The sequence below is a fragment of the Chitinophaga agrisoli genome, assembly GCF_008386695.1.
Taxonomy (GTDB): Bacteria; Bacteroidota; Bacteroidia; order Chitinophagales; family Chitinophagaceae; genus Chitinophaga; species Chitinophaga agrisoli.
On sequence record NZ_VUOC01000002.1, the window covers coordinates 1,360,493 to 1,379,875 of the forward strand.

Sequence of the window (19,383 nt, forward strand, 5' to 3'; positions counted from 1 at the left end):
ATACATTTTCATATAAACTCTACTTGTGAAAGCAATACAATTAACGCAATTCGGCATACCTCATTTACAGCTTACAGACATTCCCACGCCTGCCATCGGTGAGAGCGAAGTATTGGTAAAGACCACTGCTGTAGCGCTTGAATATCATGATCTGATCATAGTGGAAAACAGGATACCCTTTGGCATACCGCTTCCACTCGTCCCGGTTTCAGAGGGAGTAGGTATAGTCGAAAATGTTGGCAGTAAAGTGACCCGCTGGAAAAAAGGCGACCGGGTGATCATCCCGTTTATTTCCCGTTGGCAAGCAGGAAAGAACACGCCCTATAACGACCAATTGAGAACCAGCTTTACGCTTCCCGGGTTGCTGGCGGCATACAGCGTGCAACCGGAAAATACGCTGGTCCGCACGCCCGGTAACCTTACAGATACAGCCGCAGCCTCATTGGCGGTTGCAGGGCTGACGGCCTGGACCTGCCTGGTTGAACAGGCTAATATCCGGGCCGGACAAACCATTCTGGTACAAGGTAGCGGTGGCGTTTCCCTGTTTGCGATACAAATAGCCAAAACATTCGGGTTAAAAGTGATTGCCACCACCGGCAGTCAGGAAAAGGAGCAGCAATTAAAAGACCTGGGCGCTGATGAGGTGATCAATTATAAAACATTCCCTGCATGGAGCCATGAAGTAAAGCGCCTGAACGGAGGATCCGGCGTGGATGTAACAATGGATATGGCTGGTACTGATACTATTGAGCAAAGCATCCTTTCCGTAAAACAGCATGGTTTTGTTGGATTGATAGGCCTGCTGACAGGCACTAAGCTGACCATAGACCTGATCCCGCTCATTACAAACTATATCCGGCTGCAGGCCTATTCTGTGGGTAATGCCCAGGAATTACACGACCTGGTGCGCGCCATTGAAACGAATAATATTAAGCCTGTTGTGGACAGCGTGTTCCCAATCGAAAAAGTGCAGGACGCTTTCCATAGATTCAAATCAGGAAAAGCATTTGGAAAGGTGGTCATTACATTCTGATATTGAACTATTTGTTATCATAAAAAAGGTATGATCAATATCTAAATTATTAACTTGCAATAGTTAATATCTTAAAACAAGGCTAATGGATATTGATGCTATCATTGATAACGTATATGTGCTGCCGGAAAAGTCAAGGGAGCGCCTGAAGGCCAATATATCAGAAATAACCTATCCCAGGGGGCATTTGCTGTTTAAGGTTAACAAGATAAGCTCCCGGATCTATTTCATAAAAACGGGCATTGTGCGCGCCTACGCAGAAACGCCAGATAATGAGATCACTTTCTGGTTTGGCAAGGAAGGCGATACCGTGATCTCCATGAAAAGTTATGTATATGACCAAAAAGGCTATGAAAATATAGAGCTATTAGAACCCTGTGAGCTGTATCAAACGGACGCAGAAGACCTGCGCAAGTTATTTAATGAGGATATCCATATTGCCAACTGGGGAAGAAAGTTTGCCGAGCAGGAGCTGGTAAAAGTGGAAGAGCGGCTTATTTTCAGACAATGCAGAACGGCGATGGAACGCTATAAAGAGCTCATATCCACAGACCCTGCATTACTGCAACGGGTACAGCTGGGCCATATTGCTTCTTACCTGGGCATGACGCAGGTTAGTTTAAGCAGGATCAGGTCTGAACTAAAATAGCCGGCTTATTTTTTATCATTTGTAAAATTTTTACCCGTTATAACTTGCGAACTTGCAGTTATAAAATCAATTACTGTGAACTGGATCATTTTAATCATCGCGGGCTTGTTTGAGGTAGCCTTTACCTCCAGCCTGGGCAAAGCAAAAGAATCAACAGGCACGGCCATGTATCTGTGGTATGGCGCTTTCCTGTTTTCATTAACAGCCAGTATGCTGTTGTTAATGAAAGCCACCCAGAGCCTGCCCCTGGGAACCGCTTATGCCGTATGGACAGGCATTGGCGCGGTAGGTACCGCCCTGATAGGGATCTTTGTATTTAATGAGCCGGCTCATTTCTGGAGACTGTTTTTTGTGGCAACGTTAATAGGCTCGATCGTAGGATTGAAAGCTGTTTCTGAATAAACAAGCGGCATAAACACCGTTCCTTCATAGGCTGAAACGATGTTTATGCCGTTTTTTTTAATGAAAATACTGCCGCAGGTCTGCTTCGTACACCCGGCCGGTTTCATCAGAAGCCAGCACGATCCACGGAGCATCCGCAGGGAATGGCGCCCTGGATACTGTACAATTGTTAACCCTTGCCTGCAGGGAGGCGTCCGCCACAATCACTACCTGTTTCCTGACCAATATTCCGGCCCTGGTGGTATCTATCTCTGCAAATTCAATACGGTCTTTATTCCTGCCGGTTTTATCATAGATGGTATGCCCTGTCAATAATAATCCGCGCTGCGCCACGGCGATGATAACCGGACGGCTGGGCTCTGCTTCCGCCGTGCGGGGCGCATAAGGGAAGTTTGACCATACGCCGGCGGGGTTGCGTACCCGCAATACCAGCTGGGGACAGCTATTGCTATCAATGCTGTTCTTACTGACCATCCATACTGTTCCGTCGGCCGTTAGCGCGGTATGCAGGTGATCATCCGCCGTTTTATTACCCGCTTCCACAATCCCCTGCCCTTCCCAGTCATTGGCGGCATGGCCGTTCCGGTGCAGGCGGTATTGTACCGCATCCTCCTTTTGGTTGGACCAGCTAACCATCACTGCCCCGGGCAGGGCCGTAATTACGCTGATATCGTCCTTACCAATGCCGCGCTTCATGCTGATGGCCTGGCTCCAGGCGCCTTTAGCACCAGCATGCCAGGCGTATACAGTGGTGGCGCCATCCGCCGCCACCCACCATTCTCCGGCGTCATCCCTGGCTATAGTGGCCGTTTCAATATCCTCTTTTGCGGGCGTTTTTAATACGGCCAGTACCGTAGCCTTCCATGGCTTATCCGGACCAGATGAGGTGAGCCTGAATACAACCAGTGAATCCTGCGCTACCCCTACGGCTGTAACACCATCCTTATCCGCCCATACATCCGCCCTGCCGGGCACAGCTTTCAGTGAACCGTTCACTTCCGGATGTTCTTTCCAGCCACCGGTAGTGCGCTGCCACAGCGAAGGTCCGTTAGACCGGGGCAGCAGCGCCCACCAGCAGTTATCCTGGAACCACAGTTTTGATTGCGGTTTATCGGCAGTAGGATTGGCGGCGTCTACTGAGAAAACCGGTCTGTCTGATGGCGCTGTTTGCGCATACACGCTGCTACTGAACAGGGATACGCATAACAGTGATATTTTTATGATCCTGTGCATATGTTTGATCGTTTATTTCGCGCCGGGGTTTTGGTCTATTTTAGCAGGGTTAACATCGATCTGGCTTAAAGGCACCGGCAATACCAGCTGCGCAGGCATCAATCCGCCCTGCACTTTTGGTCCCAATACGGCAATAGCCCTATCTGTTCTTACCAGGTCAAACCAGCGCTGTCCTTCAAAAGCAAATTCCACTCTCCGCTCCTGCTCCATCGCCAGCCGGAAATCCGCCTGGGAAGCGATCCGCAGGGCCGGGTTGGCATTAGTGGCCGTTTTTTCCGGCAGGCCTGCGCGCTGCCTGATCCTGTTTAGCAGGCTAAGGGCCATACCATCCGCTTCAAATGAAAGCTCGTTCAGCGCTTCCGCATACATCAGCAATACATCCGCATAACGTAATACCGGCCAGTTATCATTTGAGCCGCCACTTTTGATGGACTCATCATGGAACTTGTATTCAAACCGGCCCTGTAAACCTGTTACCGGCTGGCCGTTTGCATTTGTATAACTTTCCCGCAGGGAGGCCGCTTTCCGCAGATCGCCGCTTTCATAGGCAGCGATCAAATCCTCCGTAGGGATGTTATAACCGCCACCCGTAGTAGAGAAAGAAAACAGCGGGTATTGATAAGGGAAATACCTTTCCGTAAAGTTAGCGCCTGTACTGGTGGATATGCTGGCCAGGAACTGAACGGCAAAAACAGATTCCTTGCTGTTCTTCTTTTTGGCATCCCACAGGTCTTTATAATCCGGCAGCAGATCGTATTGCCCGGAGCTGATCACCTTATTGAGTATATCCTTTGCGCCGGCATAATTATGCATGGTCAGGTATACCTTGCCCAGCAAAGCGCCGGCTGCCCCTTTGGTGGCCCGGCCTTCCTGCCCTGTCACCTGCAGCGGCAGTACGGCTTCCGCAACAGTGAGATCGGTCACTATCTGCTTATATACATCCGCCACATCCGCCACATCCGCACGGCCAAAAGAATAGGCTTCTTCGATGGTCTTGAGGCTTTTGGTGACCAATGGCACTTTCCCAAATACGCGTACCAGGTTAAAATAGAATAATCCTCTCAGGAACTGCGCCTCCCCTGTTATCTGCGTTTTTACATCCGCTGAGATACCGGCGTCCACTATCCTGTCAAGGATCATATTCACATCCCTGATGCCTACATAGTTATCGTTCCAGATGCTTTCAACGATAGGGCTGGTGGGCTGTACGTTGAACTGGGTAAGATCATAATAAGAGAAGCGGGTACTGGCTGTTGTGCCCATCTCCGTATTATCTGACCGCAGATCACCTACCAGCTGCATATTATCATCATACTGGCCACTGGTCTTTAAGGTAGCATAGGCGCCGTAAATAGCATTCAGGAAATCATCCTGCGTTTTGTAAAAGTTCCCCTCATTTGCATTGGAGATAGGATTGAGCTCAATAAAATTCTTGGAACATCCCTGTATAATAAGGCCTATACATAACAGGCTCAGAAATTTGCGATTAAGTTGCTTCATTGCTGCAATATTTAAAAAGTTACATTGAAACCTGCAGAAAAGGTTCTTGCCAGCGGGTAGTTGAAATAATCAACACCGGGCGTAAGGGCGCTATGATAAGAGCTTACCTCCGGGTTATATCCTACGTAGTCAGTAAATGTGAAAGGATTCTGCGCGCTGAAATAAACCCTGGCTGCAGACATGCCTATATGACCGATCAGCGCAGCGGGGAAATTATAGCCCAACGTGATATTCCGTATGCGCAGGTAAGAACCATTCTGCATGTAGAAGCTGGAGGCGTCGCGCCTTACGCCATATACGTCCGTAATGGCCTTGAAGACTTTCCCGTTGCCTGGTTGCTCCGGCGATCTCCATCTGTCCCGGGCAATGCCCAGGTTATTGGTCCTGCCGGTCATTGACAGGGACTGCCGCATGCCAAGGTCCATGATCTCTGCCCCCTGCACGCCCTGCAGCATCACGCTCAGGTCTACATTGGCAAAGGAAAAATGGTTGGTGATGCCGTAGGTAAAATCCGGTTGATAGTTGCCGAGGATGGTACGGTCTGCCGTTGTGATCTGGCCATCTCCGCTTACATCCCGTACGATCGGATCGCCGGGTCTGTCTGTGGACAGGTGGGCATGATGATCTATCTGATCCTGGGTATTGTACACGCCGTCAAAGATGTAACCGAAAAAGTTACCGATGGGTTTTCCCACTTCTGTGATATGTGAATCCCCGCTGGTGCTGGCTATGATGGGAGCGCCATCAGCGCCTAGTTCCAGCACGATGTTCCTGTTCAGGGAGAAATTGAGGTCTGTGGACCATTTGAACTTGCGGTCAATATTCCTGGTATTGAGCCCTATTTCCAGACCACGGTTCCTTACTTTTCCTATATTTTCCAGCGAGTTCACCAGCCCTAATATGCTGGGCACCGGCACGTCTAGTAACAGGTCGTTGCTCACACGCTGGTACAGGTCTACCGTAAGATTGATACGGTTGTGCAACAAACCAGCCTCAATGCCTGCATCTGCCTGGGCTGATTTTTCCCAGCTCAGGTCCTGGTTAGATAAGGTGGAAGGAGAGATCCCGGAAACATGTTTACCGCCTATTACATAATCGCTGTACCCCAGCAGTCCAATGGCGCCATAGTTGGCAATATCATTGTTACCTGCAAGCCCATAGCTGGCGCGTACCTTCAGGGAACTTACCCAGGGCAGGGAGAAGAATTTTTCGTTCGATACCATCCAGCCCAGGGACAGGGAGGGGAACACACCCCAGCGGTTGTCCGCACCAAACCGGGAGGAACCATCGCGACGGATGGTAGCCGTAGCAAAATACCTATTGCTGTAAGAATAGTTTACCCTGGCCAGGTAGGACAGCAGGGACCATTCTGACCGGAGGGTACTGCCACCGGAGATCTGTCCGGCATTGAGCGTAGGTACCAGATTGTTGGGAAAATTAGTAGCGCTTAGGGACACCATCTCTGTAGTGGCTTTCTGCGCGGTAAAACCCATTAAGACCTCAAAATTATTTCTCAGGCCCGCGTTGAAATTATAGTTCAGCGTATTCTCTGACAGCCAGCTAAAATCCGTCCGTGAGTCATAAGAGCCTGATGCCTGCGTTACCTGCTTTACCTGTCCGGGATTGGCCGGCAGGTCATTTACGTAGCTGTTAAAGAACTCGTTAATACGGTCTGAGTTATAGTCAAAGCCCGCCATGGATTTAAACTTCAGCCCCGGCAGCAACTGTAGCTCAGCCGCTATATTAGCGGTGGTGCGGTTACGGTCGTTCCTTTTATTATCCTCGTTGATGAATGTCATGGGGTTCGCTACCTCAGATACGCCATAACCAAAACCTACAAACGAAGGATAACTGCCGTCCGGGTTCCTGGTGCCGTAGATGCCCGGCGTGTTGATAAGGGTACCCAGCACGCCATCATTGAACTGTCCTTCGTCCTGGGCCATTTTATCATTTACAATGGCGGTGCTGAATGCGCCGCTTATATGCAGGACCTTCAGTGGCTGTGCATCTATATTTCCCCGCAATGAGTAGCGTTTAAACCAGGAGTTCTTTATTACGCCATCCTGGTTATAATAAGCGCCGGAGAGCATGTATTTAAAATTATCTGAACCGCCGGAAACGGACAATTCGTTATTGTTCACCGGGGCGGTCCTGAATACCTCGTCCTGCCAGTCTGTTCTCACCCAGTCTTTCTGATCATATAAATAGGGAGAGATCTGGTAAAGCGGCGATCTTACGCTATTGGGATCGCTGGCATGCCCACCCAGGTATTCCCATGCGTTGTTCCTGGCCTCTATGGCAAAATCCACAAATTCCTCCGGCGAGAGCAGGTCGAGCTTTTTATTTATCTGGCTCAGGCCCACGTAAGAATTCAGGGATACTTGTGGTTTACCGCTTTTCCCCCGTTTTGTTGTGATAATCACCACGCCGTTAGAGCCCCGTGAACCGTAGATGGATGTGGCGGAAGCATCTTTTAATACGCTGATGGTCTCAATATCGCCCATATTAAAATTGCTCAGGGATGATTCTTCCAGCGGAAAACCATCTACCACATATAACGGCTCGTTACCAGCCGTTATTGATCCTGTGCCACGTACACGTATGGATAAACCCGCGCCCGGCGCACCGGTGATCTGGCTTACCTGCACACCCGGCAGCTTACCCACCATGGCTTCTGTAAGGTTAGCGCCGGCTGCATTTTTAAGGTCTTTTTCGCCCAGCGTTGCCACGGCGCCTGTTACTTTTTCTTTCAGCTGTGTGCCATACCCTACCACCACTACTTCATTCAGTTTGGTGTGGGACAGCTCCAGCCGGATCAATAGCTCTTTACCGTTACCGGGCCTTATCTCTTTTGCCTGGTATCCGGAAAAAGATACGATCAGTAAGCTACTGGCAGCGGCTTTTATATGAAACCTTCCTTTATCATCCGTGAGGGCTACATTGCCGTCTTTTATCCTTACCGTGGCCCCTGGCAGCGGAAGGCCGGTCTCCGCTTCCACCACCCTGCCGGAAATATCCGTCAGCTGCTGGCTACCGGTGGCCTCCATTTGCACGGAAATCGTTTTGTCATTCACGGCAAAGGATAGTCCTGCGGTCCGGTGCAGATAATCGAGTACGTCCTGCAAGGATGTTTCGTCGAACTTTAGATCATCCACAGATACCTGTTTCAGTTCCGAAGGATCATACAAAAAAGAATACCCGGATTGTTTCCTGATGGCGTTGATCACCTCATCCGCAGTGCTATGCGGCAAATGCAGCGTGATCTTTTTGTTCAGCTCCTGCCGTTTTTGGGCCATAAGGCTGTTTGCCGGCAAGCAGGTAAACAGGGTAAACCCTAAGATCAAATAATAAGCTCCCAGTTTCATCTATTTAAATTTATTTTTTCAATGGCAATATTGTCCCTTCAGCCCCGGGGGGCCTTGCATTTACCTTATCCTTTATTATTTACAGATCAGCTTTTAGTAGATAGTATATCCCCCGTCTTTTGTGTGGCTGAATTTCAGATTGTGTACGAAGAGGACAGACCTCAACACCACAGGGAGCGTATCCCTGTCAAATTCTCCCGCTATATATTTATCCTGTATAAGCTTATAATCATAGTGAATAGGCACATGGTATAAATGGCTTAACCTGTTCAATGCCTCTGGCAATGGTATTTTATTCAGCACGATCTTACCGGTGACCCATGCCGCGGGATCCGCTGTGATAAAATTGCCTACCGTCATACTGCCGGATGCGTGCGTATACAATGCCACCTGTCCGGGAGTCAGTATACAGGTTGTATCGGCTGCATGAATGGCTACTTTACCATTGAGCAAGGATACACGCACTTCTTCTTCGCCGGGATATGCTTCCACATTATACGCTGTTCCTAATACCTGCGTGGTAACCGCGCCGGCTGTTGTATAAAAGGGATGGGCATTATCCTGCTTTATGTCGAAAAAGGCTTCCCCTGTTAGTTTTACCCGGCGTTCCTTTTTACCGAAATCCCGGGCTATATATACATGTGCGCCGCTATTCAGCCACACGGTGGACCCATCCGGTAATGTTGCCTTGTAGGGTCTTAACCCTTCATTGGAGATGCTATCCTGGTAGGCCAGTGCACTACCGCCTTTTGCTCCGTTAAACAGTCCCACTCTGAAAAAGAAGGTACATGCCACCAGTATCGCCAGTGTTGCCGCCACTGCCACCCGGTAAAACCATTTACGGCGGGCTGCCAGCCGCAGGGGATTAGCCGCCTGTATATTATCCCCGAGCCTTGTCTTTAAGCGTTGTGCCATATCTTCCGGCATCCGGCCGGATGTTTCCTGCCAGTCTTCCCAGAGCCATACCTGCATCTGCCGGCTGTTCTCTTCATGCTTCAGCCATTCTTCCACCAGGGCAGTTTCTTCCGCTGTACATTCTCCGCCGAAATACCGGACCGCAAGTATTTTATCTACAGAATTGTTCAAGTATCGTTTTTAAAGATGAACAAAATTGTTCCCATCTCATTTACGTATGAAGTAGACGGAGGGTAGTATTCGCCTGCGTTGGTTAACGATTTGGTAATATAGGAGAACTTAACAATTCCGTAACAGTGGATGTATAACTTTGCTGCGATGTCTGCAAATCCACATCCATACCGTCTTTTCAATCAGTTATTCGAAGCCACAAAGGACAAGCTTTATGCATTTGTACTGAAGCATACGCGGGATAAACACGAAACGGAAGATATCCTGCAGCATTGTTACATGAAGTTATGGGAGCACCTGGAGCAAGTGGATATTGCACGTATAGACAACCTTTTATTCACCTATGCCCGGAATGTGATCATAGACCAGGTAAGAAAAAAGAAAGCTTCTATCATTGTATTGGAACCAACGCTTGCGGATACAGATCTGCGGGCTGACAACACTTCTCCTGAAAAGCAGCTGGATCTGAAAGAGCTGAAAGCGCAGGTAGGATCTGTTATTGATAAATTGCCGCCCAAAAGAAAGCAAGTATTTATACTTATCCGGATGCAGGGTATGAGCTATGATGAAGTATCCAGGCAGCTGGGTATTTCAAAGCTTACTATCAAACAGCATATGCACAAAGCGTTGCAGTTCCTGTGGAAAGAAACAGGGCATCACTATGTTCCCTGCCTGATAGCATTGTTCCTGGCTGCGAGGTTGATCTGATCTTACCCTTCTTACTAAATTAGACATATAAGCCATATATTTGATCCCCGGAGTACCCTATTTGCCTCCCTTTGCGATATCCTTAATGTAAATGTCGTCGTGAATGTTACTCCTATTTTATCATCCCTCAAACTATTACAATGGCTACAAAAACCGTTCAATTTACTGTAGAGGTCAGGAATCTTGTAATCACTTCAGGCCTTTATGCGGTCCGGGGTATTGTCACCGGATATACTGACACTGTTCGCACAGAAACATTCCAGGGAAATACGTTTACTGTTCCAGTGAATGAAAACGAATCTGAGTATTTTTCCGTAACTGTTTTGATAAAATCATTTACAGTCAATGGCGCCGCCCATGGCATACCAGAGAAACCTATCACGCTCCTGGCCACTTTTTATTTACCAGCTGTGAATGCTGCAGTAAAGATCTGCCCGGAGTCATCGATCGCATCTATCTACACATTTGCCCGTATGACGACTGTTGACAGCCGTGGTAACGTAGAGATGAATGGCAGCATGCGCAATATGAAGATCGCGTACGGCATGAAGCAAAACATTTACAAGACAGAAGGCGGCGTGGCAGATATGATCAAACAGTCCCCTAATGGATTTGAAACTAACAGTTACCCGATGTTCAACTCGCTGTGTAACCTGTTTTATTACTGCCTCATGAACCCCGTGTCAGACACGGGAAAACTTTACTATGACCAGTTCCTCGCATACGCCTGGCATGAAGCAGATACCCCAAATACCACTTTCCTTGGCGCGGTAAGGAACATGTTGTATGAGCCATTCGAGAATGCGGACAAGATCTACCTGATGCTTGTTAACAAGGAGGAGATCTATAAAGATTCACTGATCTCCATGAATATCGCTGATGCCCGGAAAGTACCAAACCAGTGGACGCTTACCCTAAAGACCAATTTATCCGGTTCAAAGAATTTTATACCCGCCGGTACCGCTTATGTGGTATTTGACGCAAATGATAATGCCTGGGTAGCCAATAATTTCAGGGCCGGTGGCGGCGATTCCGGCACCCATTGCCTTGTTTACAAACACGACGCTACACCCGCAAGCTTCTCCCCGGTGCAAGGCGGAGGGCTGTTAGGCGTAGGTTTTGGCGTGGCAACAGACCCGAAAAAAGAATATATATCTTTTGGCAATTTTGGCTGGGGAACTGAGTTTAATAATCCGCAGGAAGGGAGCATTTCCCGGTTCTATTATAAAGACGGCAAGCCGGTAAGCCCATCCAATGGCTATACGCCAGGGCTTTCCCGCGTGCAGGGCATGAACTATGATACATCCGGTAACCTCTGGATGGCCTCTGTTGGCTGCCAGGATCCGTTTGCGCCCGCCCCCACCGTCCCTTATGCATTTAAGAGCGAGCCCAGTGCGGTGGTGGTTTACCTGAATGGTGAGCCTACCGTTGAAAATATGCTCATTTGCGACGAGTTCCCTATTAAGAGATCGGGTGATTCAGATGAGATCCTGTCTGCAAGAACACCTTATCTTAAGGTATTTCATGTACTGCCTGACAATAAAGGGAATGCCTATGTTTCCTGTATAGGCAACTATGATAAGGACGTGAAAGAGAACTGCGTGGCTTCTGCCGTATACAAAGTAGCGATGGAAGGCAAGAAGCTGGTGGTAAAAAATGCCTGGTACAGTGATTTTTACAGCGATGTCAATAAACAGTACGGCTTTGAATCGCTCCGTCAGCTGGCTATTAATGCCGACGGCGACGTAATTGTAGTGGGCGTTGCCAGCAGCCGGGCTACTATATTGAGCAATGATCTTTCCACCGTGAAGGGGTATTACAACATCAATACATTTAATCCCTGGGGCATAAAGATCGATAAACAGCAAAACGTTTTCCTGGCCAATTTTGGGCCCGACAACGCGCCGCCGGCAGCAGATAATACCTTCGATATGGATAGCCCCTTTGGCGTAACCATGCTGCGCAACCCTTCTGACCCGGCATCCGCACGACTGCTTACTGTACCCTCAGGCGGTGCAGAAGTAATGCTGGCTAATGGTCACCCGCTGTACGGCACGCAAACCAAACCAATGCCTCCTGGTTCAAAGCTGGAACCCGTTCGTATGGTATCTTACCAGCCCATTATGCGGCTTACCTCTACCAATATAGACGGTGCGGGTAACCTGTGGTGCATGAATAACTGGAAACCTGCTGCTATAGTGGATGTTAAGGAAAACCCGGGCGGGGATGGCGTGGTGATCTTCCTGGGGATCGCGGAGCCGGAATAAACATATAAAATCTATCGTATATTCGCGGCGGGTAGGTAGCTCAAATGGAAGAGCACCTGCTATGCAGGCAGGAGGTTGTTGGTTCGATTCCTTCCCTATCCACTTTATAAGTATAGCTATATGCCGGAATTTTCGCAGCAAGAGTGGGATAAGTTCTATGAGATCTTACAGTTCCTGGGTAAACACCCTTTTGATTCCCCGGACACGGACCGTTTAAAGGGCCTGGTCACTAAAATTCACAAAACGGCTAAAAAGAGTATAAAACAAGCGGCGGCGGCCAGTCGTAAGGCGGCAAACCTGACAGCTGTGCAACAAACCACTGTTTTTAAGCTTTCTGTCAGGCGATCGCCTGCCAATACCATTCCCATTCCGCTGCAACATGCACTGCCAAATGCGATCGTCTGTTATGCCTGCAGGATCCTTTACAGGGATCTACACCATCATTACCACCGGTTATGCCCGGACTGTGCGGATATCCATCTGCAAAAAAAAGCGCAACGGCTGGAACTGAACGGCAGAACGGCTATCGTTACGGGCGCCCGTATGAAGATAGGGTATGTAACAGCGCTGAAACTGCTGCGGGATGGCGCTACCGTAATTGCCACCACCCGCTTTGCGGCAGATGCGCTGCTGAACTATAGCCGGGAACCGGATTTTAATAGCTGGAAACACCGCCTGTTTATTTATAGCCTGGACCTTATTTCCATTCCACAACTCGAGCTATTCCTGCAATATGTACAGGATAATTTTACCAGCCTGGATATGATCATTAACAATGCGGCGCAAACCATCTCCTACCCTGCGGCCTATTATAAACCGCTGCTGGACAAAGCAGCCGCGCTGGGCGCTGTTGCACAGGATGATCAATTACGGATGCTCGTGAGCCCCATGATGACCGCTCCGCTTCAAATTGAGGCAAATGAGCAGCTGCTGGCGGCACATACATTCTTTCCCGCACACAAAACAGACACCTTCAATCAACCGCTTGATCTGCGTACCAGCAACTCCTGGACAATGAAACTGGAAGAAGTGGATACAGCGGAGGTACTATCTGCCAACCTGGTGAACAATATAGCGCCGTTCATGCTGAATAGCCGGCTGAAACCCATGCTGCTGCGCTCTGCATTTGCGGATAAATATATCATCAACGTCAGCTCTTCCGAAGGGCAGTTCAGTTACAAGGGGAAAACCATCTATCACCCCCATACGAACATGACAAAGGCCGCCTTAAATATGATGACCCGCACCAGTGGCCAGGACTATGCTGATGACGGTATTTATATGAATAGTGTGGATGTAGGCTGGGTATCCACCGGTAACCCCATTGAAAAACGCAGCCGCCTGGAAGAGAAAGGTATTATTCCGCCCCTTATGCTGGACGACGCCGCTGCCAGGATCTATGATCCGCTCTGCCGGGGCATGCAGGGCGAGGTATTGTTCGGGAAGTTGTTTAAGGACTATGTGGAAGTTAGCTGGTAATTAGCGCGTTCACCAATTCCACCGCCTTTGCGAACCGTTGATCCCAATCCCCCGATATTTCTACATAAGAGATCCCGTATTGTGTTAACACCTGCCGGTGTGATGCATCCAGCAAATTCCGCTCTTTCTCGCTAAGACGTGTACCATCCTGGTAATAAGGCACATCATTATTCAGATATAAATAAAGTGCAGCTTTGTTGGCAGCAAAAACTGACGGGCTTATCTGCAATGTTTCGTTGAAGGTAAAAGCAGCGTATGAGATGGTGGTGTGAATATCCGTATCAATGATCAGCAAAGGGCTGTTTCCGGCCATCATTGCTGTTATGCTGGCAGCATGCGCATCTGCCACCTTATACAGGTCCTGCACGCTAAAATGATTCGAATCCGGGATCAGCTCACGGCCCGCCTCCATTACCGCGTTTGCATTGAAATGCGCTGCCAGCTTCATGGCCAGTGTAGTTTTACCGGTGGACTCCGTTCCCAGCAGCACGACTTTGGTAATATAACTCCGTTTTACGGCATCCGGCAAATACTCCCAGTAAGTCCACAGATCAGCCCTGATCTTAGTTGCGGACACCGGGAACAGATCCTTTTCCATATTGAAAGGGATATGCCGTATACCCATAAAACCTGCCACCAGGTCGCCATAAGGCTCTGAAGTGACCACGATATTCCGGCCTGGCAATAATTGGCTGAATTGTGCCGCCCACAATTCAGCAACACCGGCATCCGTTTCGGAAGTATTTGGCAGCAGTGTTTCATCATATTCAAAGACCGTTACCCTGATCCGTACACTGGCTGCAAAAGAGCTTTCTATCCAATGCTTCCGGGTAGCGGCGGGTATTGTTTCCTTTGTGCTGCAACAAATAAGTACCGTAAGCTCATCGCAAACAGACAGGGCAAAACGGATCATGGCCTCATGACCCTTATGAAAAGGCATAAATTTCCCAAATACAAAACCCCTATTCATATACCAGTGCTTTTTTCCATGCTACGAGGCCCAAAATGGCCAGTCCCAGAAAGATCAGATATTCCAATGACAGGAAATAGACTCCCTTAACAAAATAAAGCGTTACACATATCACATCTACCGCTATCCATAATACCCAGGTCTCTACCTGTTTTTGGGCCAACAGCATGGTAGCCAGGATGCTGGCCATCATCACAAATGAATCGATATAAGGATAGGCGGCCGGCAAAAGAAAATAGCGCGGCAACCAAACATGTAAACGGCTGATCACACTGCCAATGGCCAATGCGCCTATCAGCAACAAAATACTATACCAGGCAATGCCATTGCGGGATAAGCGGCTCACGGGCAGCGTAGCCGACCTTGTTTGCCAGTTATACCAGCCAAACAGGGTAACCACCAGGAAATAAACCTGCAGGAACATATCCGCATACAGCTGTACCTGGAAGAACAACACAAACAAGGCTATTTCATTGATGATGCCTGTGGGCCATGTGAGTACATTCGTTTTGGAAGCATAATAAACGGATATCAATCCCGATATCACCCCTATCAGCTCTATATAGCTGATCTGGTAGCCTATTATCCCGAATGCAATATGATCAATATTAAAAAAGCTCATCAGAAAGTATATTTGAAAGCAACATATACATTTGCCGGCGCCTGTACAAAATAGCTCATTGATCCATCTGCCGCCAGGGCGCCATTGTTGTAATAACGCGCGTTGGACAGGTTATTGATGAATAAAGTAACAACATATTGCGGAAACGTGTATTGTATCCTGGCGTTGAACAACGTGTAATCCCGGATAAGGCCCATATTGGCAAAATCGATATAAGAGCTGCTTTGATACCTGCCGGAAATGCCCGCCAGGAAACGCTGGCGCTGGTAAATAATTTCCTGGTTGATGATCAGTGCCGGCGTCAGCACCGGTTTGAAAGCACCCGTTTGTTCCGTGATCTTGCTGTAGTTCCAGGAACTATTATTAACCAGGCTAAAAGACCTGCTTAACTGGTAGCTGGCAGATACTTCCATCCCTGTTCTGAAGCTGCTTTTAACATTATCAGTGAGTACCAGGCCGTTGGGGCCTATCTGCCCGTTGAGCACGATCTCATTTTTGAAGCGCATATAATAAGCATTCAGCTGCAGCGCCCCGCGATTTCCGCGGATCCGGGCCCCCAGCTCCTGGTCCACCACAAACTCAGGGTCTTTGTTATAGATCAGTGGTTTTAACAGGCTATCTGCCACCAGGTCGTCATTGCCTCCAAAAATATCATTCCGGGTAGGCTCCCGGCCGGTGCGGCCAATGCTGTAGTAAATGCTGGCCTGTTTGCTAACGGCATAACTGATACCCGCTCTGGGATTCAGGAAATGCCATTCCAGCCTTTCCAATGGCACGCTACCCCTATATTGAAAACCGGCATAACGGTATTGCAGATCCGTATAAAAAGTGAAGCCGCCCAGGTAGTATTCAAGTTTGCTAAAGGCGCTTAGTTCCTGTTTATAGCCGCTGTTCCGGTACAGCTCACCCGCCACATCATCTACCCCCTTATGCTGCCTGGTATACCAGTTACCATGGATGCCGGTGGTCCATTTGTTATGTGTATGCGTTAAGGTGTAATTGCTAAAGAGGCCCACAAAATGAGAGCGGAAGTTATAGTGAAACAACTCGCCATTGGAAGGCAGACCTATAAAATTGTTGCCGTCAAAGCCATACCCGCCTTTCAGGTAGGTATAGTAAATGCTGGAGATGATGCTGGCATGCATTGAGGGGTGCCATTGATGCTGCAGCTGCGCCAGCCCCTGGAAAAATGCGTCCTTCTCCGCTTTTGTATTCGCATTGGTTTTCCGGTTAATGGAAATGAGGCTGTCAGCCACCGGCAGCCAGGCCATCCCATTCCTTTGATGCCCGGCCATAATGTTAAGCTTCCAGATACTTTTATCATAAAACAGGCCCCCGCTGGCAAACAGGGACCGGGAGTTATTGAAGGCATTTTCCTTGTAGCCATCCGTATACACCTGCGAGGCGCGCAGATACATAGCTCCATGCTTTTTAAGACCGCTTTTATACTCGCCAAAAGCCCGCAGGCTGTTATAGGACCCATATCCCGCGCCCAGCGTAAAGCCTGCAGAATCCGTAAGATCAGGCGAAAAAAGCTGCACACTGCCGGCATAGCTGGCTACGCCATTTTGAGAAGTGCCGGTACCGCGCTGGATCTGCACGCGGCTAATGGAGTTCAGTATGTCCGGGTAATTGGAGAAATACGCGCCCTGGTCTTCCGGCTCGTTCAATGGCATCCCGTCCAGGGTGGTATTGATCCTGGTTTGATCGATACCGCGTAAACGGTAGTAGGAATATCCCTGTTGGCTGCCCGCATCGGAATATACGGTGATAGCGGGTGTTTCCGACAACAGAAAAGATGGTTCCTGGCCAATATTCTTTGCCTGTATAGCCGTTTTGCCCAGGTTCAGAAAACTAACCGGGGTAGCTTTATTGGCTTGGTAAATAACTATTTCATCCAGGTGTTTAATACTGTCTGATTGTGCATAGGCGCTCATGCCACCCAATAGGCAGAACAGGGCCAACGTAAAAATTATCTTCATATAAATATTAAGCCCACCTCAATTAGGAGATTACCTGGGGTGATATTGTCCCATGAGTTAAAATTACAATATTTATTTAATTGGCCAATTGTCCTGGTTTGAATAATTATATATAAAAAGCCGGGCGCCCCAGGAAAATATCCCAGGGCGCCCGGCCACAGATATGCATAGTCTTAATTCTGCGCGTCTATCGCCTCCTGCAAATTATCAATAGGCGGTTTGTTGAACTCATATCCTGAATAACCGAAGTTCTGGTTAAGCTGGCCTTCCCTGTTGGCGTTTATTTCCGCCTGGGATATGGGCCACAGGATGTGGTAGGGACTTGCCGTGAAGGTAGCGCCATACACGGTCTTTACGCCTTTATTATAAAAATTGTTATACTTCGTAACACGTTCATACCAGTAGCTGCTTTTAGACAGATCCGCCACGGTGTATGTTTTGCCAAATTCATCCGCCTTATGCGTGAGGGCGAAGATATAGGATACGCGGCTCAGTTCCATATGCCGCAGCTCTTCATAAAAAAGCTCCCTGGCCCTTTCGTCCATGATGGTTCCCATGGTAATATCCGCAGCTGAATACATTTTTGTGCAATGCGCCCGGCGGCGGATGGTATTCAGGTCTTCCGCAGCAGCGCCCTTATCGCCTTTCCAGAAATAGGCCTCTGCACGCAGCAGGTAGGTTTCCGCCAGCCTGTATATGTACCAGTCAGCGGCGCCCCCGCTATAGTTATCCACGGTCTCGCTCCGGGGTGATTCTATCCACACTTTATAATGCGGCCAGTCATACCAGCAGCGGATGGTATCTGTTACCAGCAGCTTACCAGCGCTGTTATATTTCTCCAGCGGCTTTCCATAATACGGATCTCCGGATGTGAGCAGGGAAGGATTGTTATACACCATGTCTTCCATCCGCATCCAGTTACCGGTAGTGGAGCTGTGGCGCAGATCGTCTGTATCATCCCAGATACTGTTGGTGCTGTACCAGGTGGGTCTTAATATGCCAACACCCCGGCCATAGGTCTTGCGCAGATCAATCTTATCATGCGTTTGGGTATAGCTGGTACTTGTACCGGACTTGCCGGAAGGGGTATTGATCAGCTGATTGCCGGTGCCTGAAATAAAGGGCAGTACGTTCCTCATGACGATCAGATCCTGCCGGCTGTTGGCAAAATCTTCCCGGTCAATAATATTATAGATCGTTTCCTTATTGGTAGCAATGGATTTGTTGGGGCCACGGTGCAGGTCCCAGATCACGTTCCTGGTGATGTTATGCACGGCTGGCATGGGGTTTACAAAGGTACCAAACGGCGCCTCCATCAGGGAATATCCGGAACTGGTGATAAGGCTGTTAGCCACCGCTATAGCTTTGTCGAATTCCCCAACGGCCAGGTAACATTTGATCAACAGTTGCTGACAGGCGCCTTTGGTGACCATTCCAAAATCGCCGGTAGCCGGTACATGTTCCACCGCAAACTCCATGTCTTTTACTATCTGTTGCAAGATCACTTCCCTTTTGGTAGAGCGGAAATTGAATTTGGGAGAGGTGATCTCTTTTGTGAGCAGCGGCACATCCCCAAAATCAAATACCAGCCAGAGATAGCGGAAAGCGCGGTGAAAATATGCCATGCCCAGGATCTGATCCCGTAAAGTAGGGTCCAACCCAGGTACCTTATCCACGTTGGATATGATGGTGTTTGCATATTTAACGCCTTTATATCCTTCAAACCAGAAAAAATCAATTTTATTGGTATTGAGATCGTTGTTATTGGAGGTAGGCGTGATCAGGGCATTTAAGTCCTGCGCCGGCCCGGATTTATCGGTAGTGCCGATGACAGCCACATCTGAGAAAATGAGGTCTGTGACAATGGGCGCCGCCTCTCCTGTCCATACATGGCTAAGGTTCCTGTTGCAGCTGGTAATGGCAGCCTCCAGCCCTTCCCTGGAAGTGAAGGTGATAGTAGGCTCATAAAAGGACAGCGGATCCGGTTTCAGCCAGCTTTTTGAACAGCTCATTGGCAGTTGTACAGCTATCAGCAGTAATAAAATCCTGGCAGTTTTATATAGTGTGATCTTCATGTTGAACTCTGT

At 48.7% G+C, this 19,383-nt stretch carries 14 protein-coding genes and 1 tRNA gene; 7 read left to right on the top strand and 8 right to left on the bottom strand.

Annotated features, from left to right (window positions below):
- The first annotated feature begins 25 nt into the window (after nt 1-25).
- From F0L74_RS12700 to F0L74_RS12710, 3 genes are all read left to right on the top strand, one after another.
- The gene (locus F0L74_RS12700) at nt 26-1,033 is read left to right on the top strand and encodes a zinc-dependent alcohol dehydrogenase family protein (protein WP_149838230.1); all 1,008 of its coding nucleotides are present in this window, start codon (nt 26-28) and stop codon (nt 1,031-1,033) included.
- Nucleotides 1,034-1,118: 85 nt separating this feature from the next.
- Nucleotides 1,119-1,682, top strand: a complete 564-nt coding sequence (locus tag F0L74_RS12705) for a Crp/Fnr family transcriptional regulator (protein WP_149838231.1) — start codon at nt 1,119-1,121, stop codon at nt 1,680-1,682.
- Nucleotides 1,683-1,757: 75 nt separating this feature from the next.
- Nucleotides 1,758-2,084, top strand: a complete 327-nt coding sequence (locus F0L74_RS12710) for a DMT family transporter (protein ID WP_149838232.1) — start codon at nt 1,758-1,760, stop codon at nt 2,082-2,084.
- Nucleotides 2,085-2,141: 57 nt separating this feature from the next.
- On the opposite strand, the gene F0L74_RS12715 is transcribed toward F0L74_RS12710, so the two are convergent.
- From F0L74_RS12715 to F0L74_RS12730, 4 genes are all read right to left on the bottom strand, one after another.
- Nucleotides 2,142-3,317, bottom strand: a complete 1,176-nt coding sequence (locus F0L74_RS12715; protein ID WP_149838233.1) for a hypothetical protein — start codon at nt 3,315-3,317, stop codon at nt 2,142-2,144.
- 12 nt (nt 3,318-3,329) lie between these two features.
- On the bottom strand, nt 3,330-4,817 hold the full coding sequence (locus F0L74_RS12720; RefSeq protein WP_149838234.1) for a RagB/SusD family nutrient uptake outer membrane protein: 1,488 nt from the start codon (nt 4,815-4,817) through the stop codon (nt 3,330-3,332).
- Nucleotides 4,818-4,828: 11 nt separating this feature from the next.
- On the bottom strand, nt 4,829-8,182 hold the full coding sequence (locus F0L74_RS12725) for a SusC/RagA family TonB-linked outer membrane protein (protein WP_149838235.1): 3,354 nt from the start codon (nt 8,180-8,182) through the stop codon (nt 4,829-4,831).
- 93 nt (nt 8,183-8,275) lie between these two features.
- Complete coding sequence (locus tag F0L74_RS12730; RefSeq protein ID WP_149838236.1) at nt 8,276-9,268, bottom strand: FecR family protein; 993 nt, start codon at nt 9,266-9,268, stop codon at nt 8,276-8,278.
- Nucleotides 9,269-9,415: 147 nt separating this feature from the next.
- On the opposite strand from F0L74_RS12730, the gene F0L74_RS12735 reads away from it, so the two are divergent.
- The 4 genes from F0L74_RS12735 to F0L74_RS12750 all read left to right on the top strand — a co-directional run bounded on the left by F0L74_RS12735 (nt 9,416) and on the right by F0L74_RS12750 (nt 13,722).
- On the top strand, nt 9,416-9,976 hold the full coding sequence (locus tag F0L74_RS12735) for an RNA polymerase sigma-70 factor (RefSeq protein ID WP_188315983.1): 561 nt from the start codon (nt 9,416-9,418) through the stop codon (nt 9,974-9,976).
- 323 nt (nt 9,977-10,299) lie between these two features.
- Nucleotides 10,300-12,243, top strand: coding sequence for a hypothetical protein (locus F0L74_RS12740; protein ID WP_149838238.1), 1,944 nt, complete (start codon nt 10,300-10,302; stop codon nt 12,241-12,243).
- A 29-nt stretch (nt 12,244-12,272) separates the two neighbouring features.
- Nucleotides 12,273-12,345 (top strand) — tRNA-Ala (locus F0L74_RS12745).
- Between the two features lie 18 nt (nt 12,346-12,363).
- Nucleotides 12,364-13,722 (top strand): SDR family NAD(P)-dependent oxidoreductase, encoded by a 1,359-nt coding sequence (locus F0L74_RS12750; protein WP_149838239.1) that lies wholly within the window; start codon nt 12,364-12,366, stop codon nt 13,720-13,722.
- On the opposite strand, the gene F0L74_RS12755 is transcribed toward F0L74_RS12750, so the two are convergent.
- The 4 genes from F0L74_RS12755 to F0L74_RS12770 form a co-directional block, all read right to left on the bottom strand.
- Nucleotides 13,712-14,692, bottom strand: coding sequence for an AAA family ATPase (locus F0L74_RS12755; RefSeq protein WP_149838240.1), 981 nt, complete (start codon nt 14,690-14,692; stop codon nt 13,712-13,714). The genes F0L74_RS12750 and F0L74_RS12755 overlap by 11 nt on opposite strands.
- Complete coding sequence (gene pnuC, locus F0L74_RS12760; protein ID WP_149838241.1) at nt 14,685-15,314, bottom strand: nicotinamide riboside transporter PnuC; 630 nt, start codon at nt 15,312-15,314, stop codon at nt 14,685-14,687. Before pnuC ends, F0L74_RS12755 begins: the two co-directional genes overlap by 8 nt.
- Nucleotides 15,314-17,296: a TonB-dependent receptor gene (locus F0L74_RS12765; protein ID WP_149838242.1), complete on the bottom strand. Its 1,983-nt coding sequence runs from the start codon at nt 17,294-17,296 to the stop codon at nt 15,314-15,316. Before F0L74_RS12765 ends, pnuC begins: the two co-directional genes overlap by 1 nt.
- Before the next feature lie 173 nt (nt 17,297-17,469).
- Complete coding sequence (locus tag F0L74_RS12770) at nt 17,470-19,371, bottom strand: RagB/SusD family nutrient uptake outer membrane protein (protein ID WP_149838243.1); 1,902 nt, start codon at nt 19,369-19,371, stop codon at nt 17,470-17,472.
- Nucleotides 19,372-19,383: the final 12 nt, after the last annotated feature.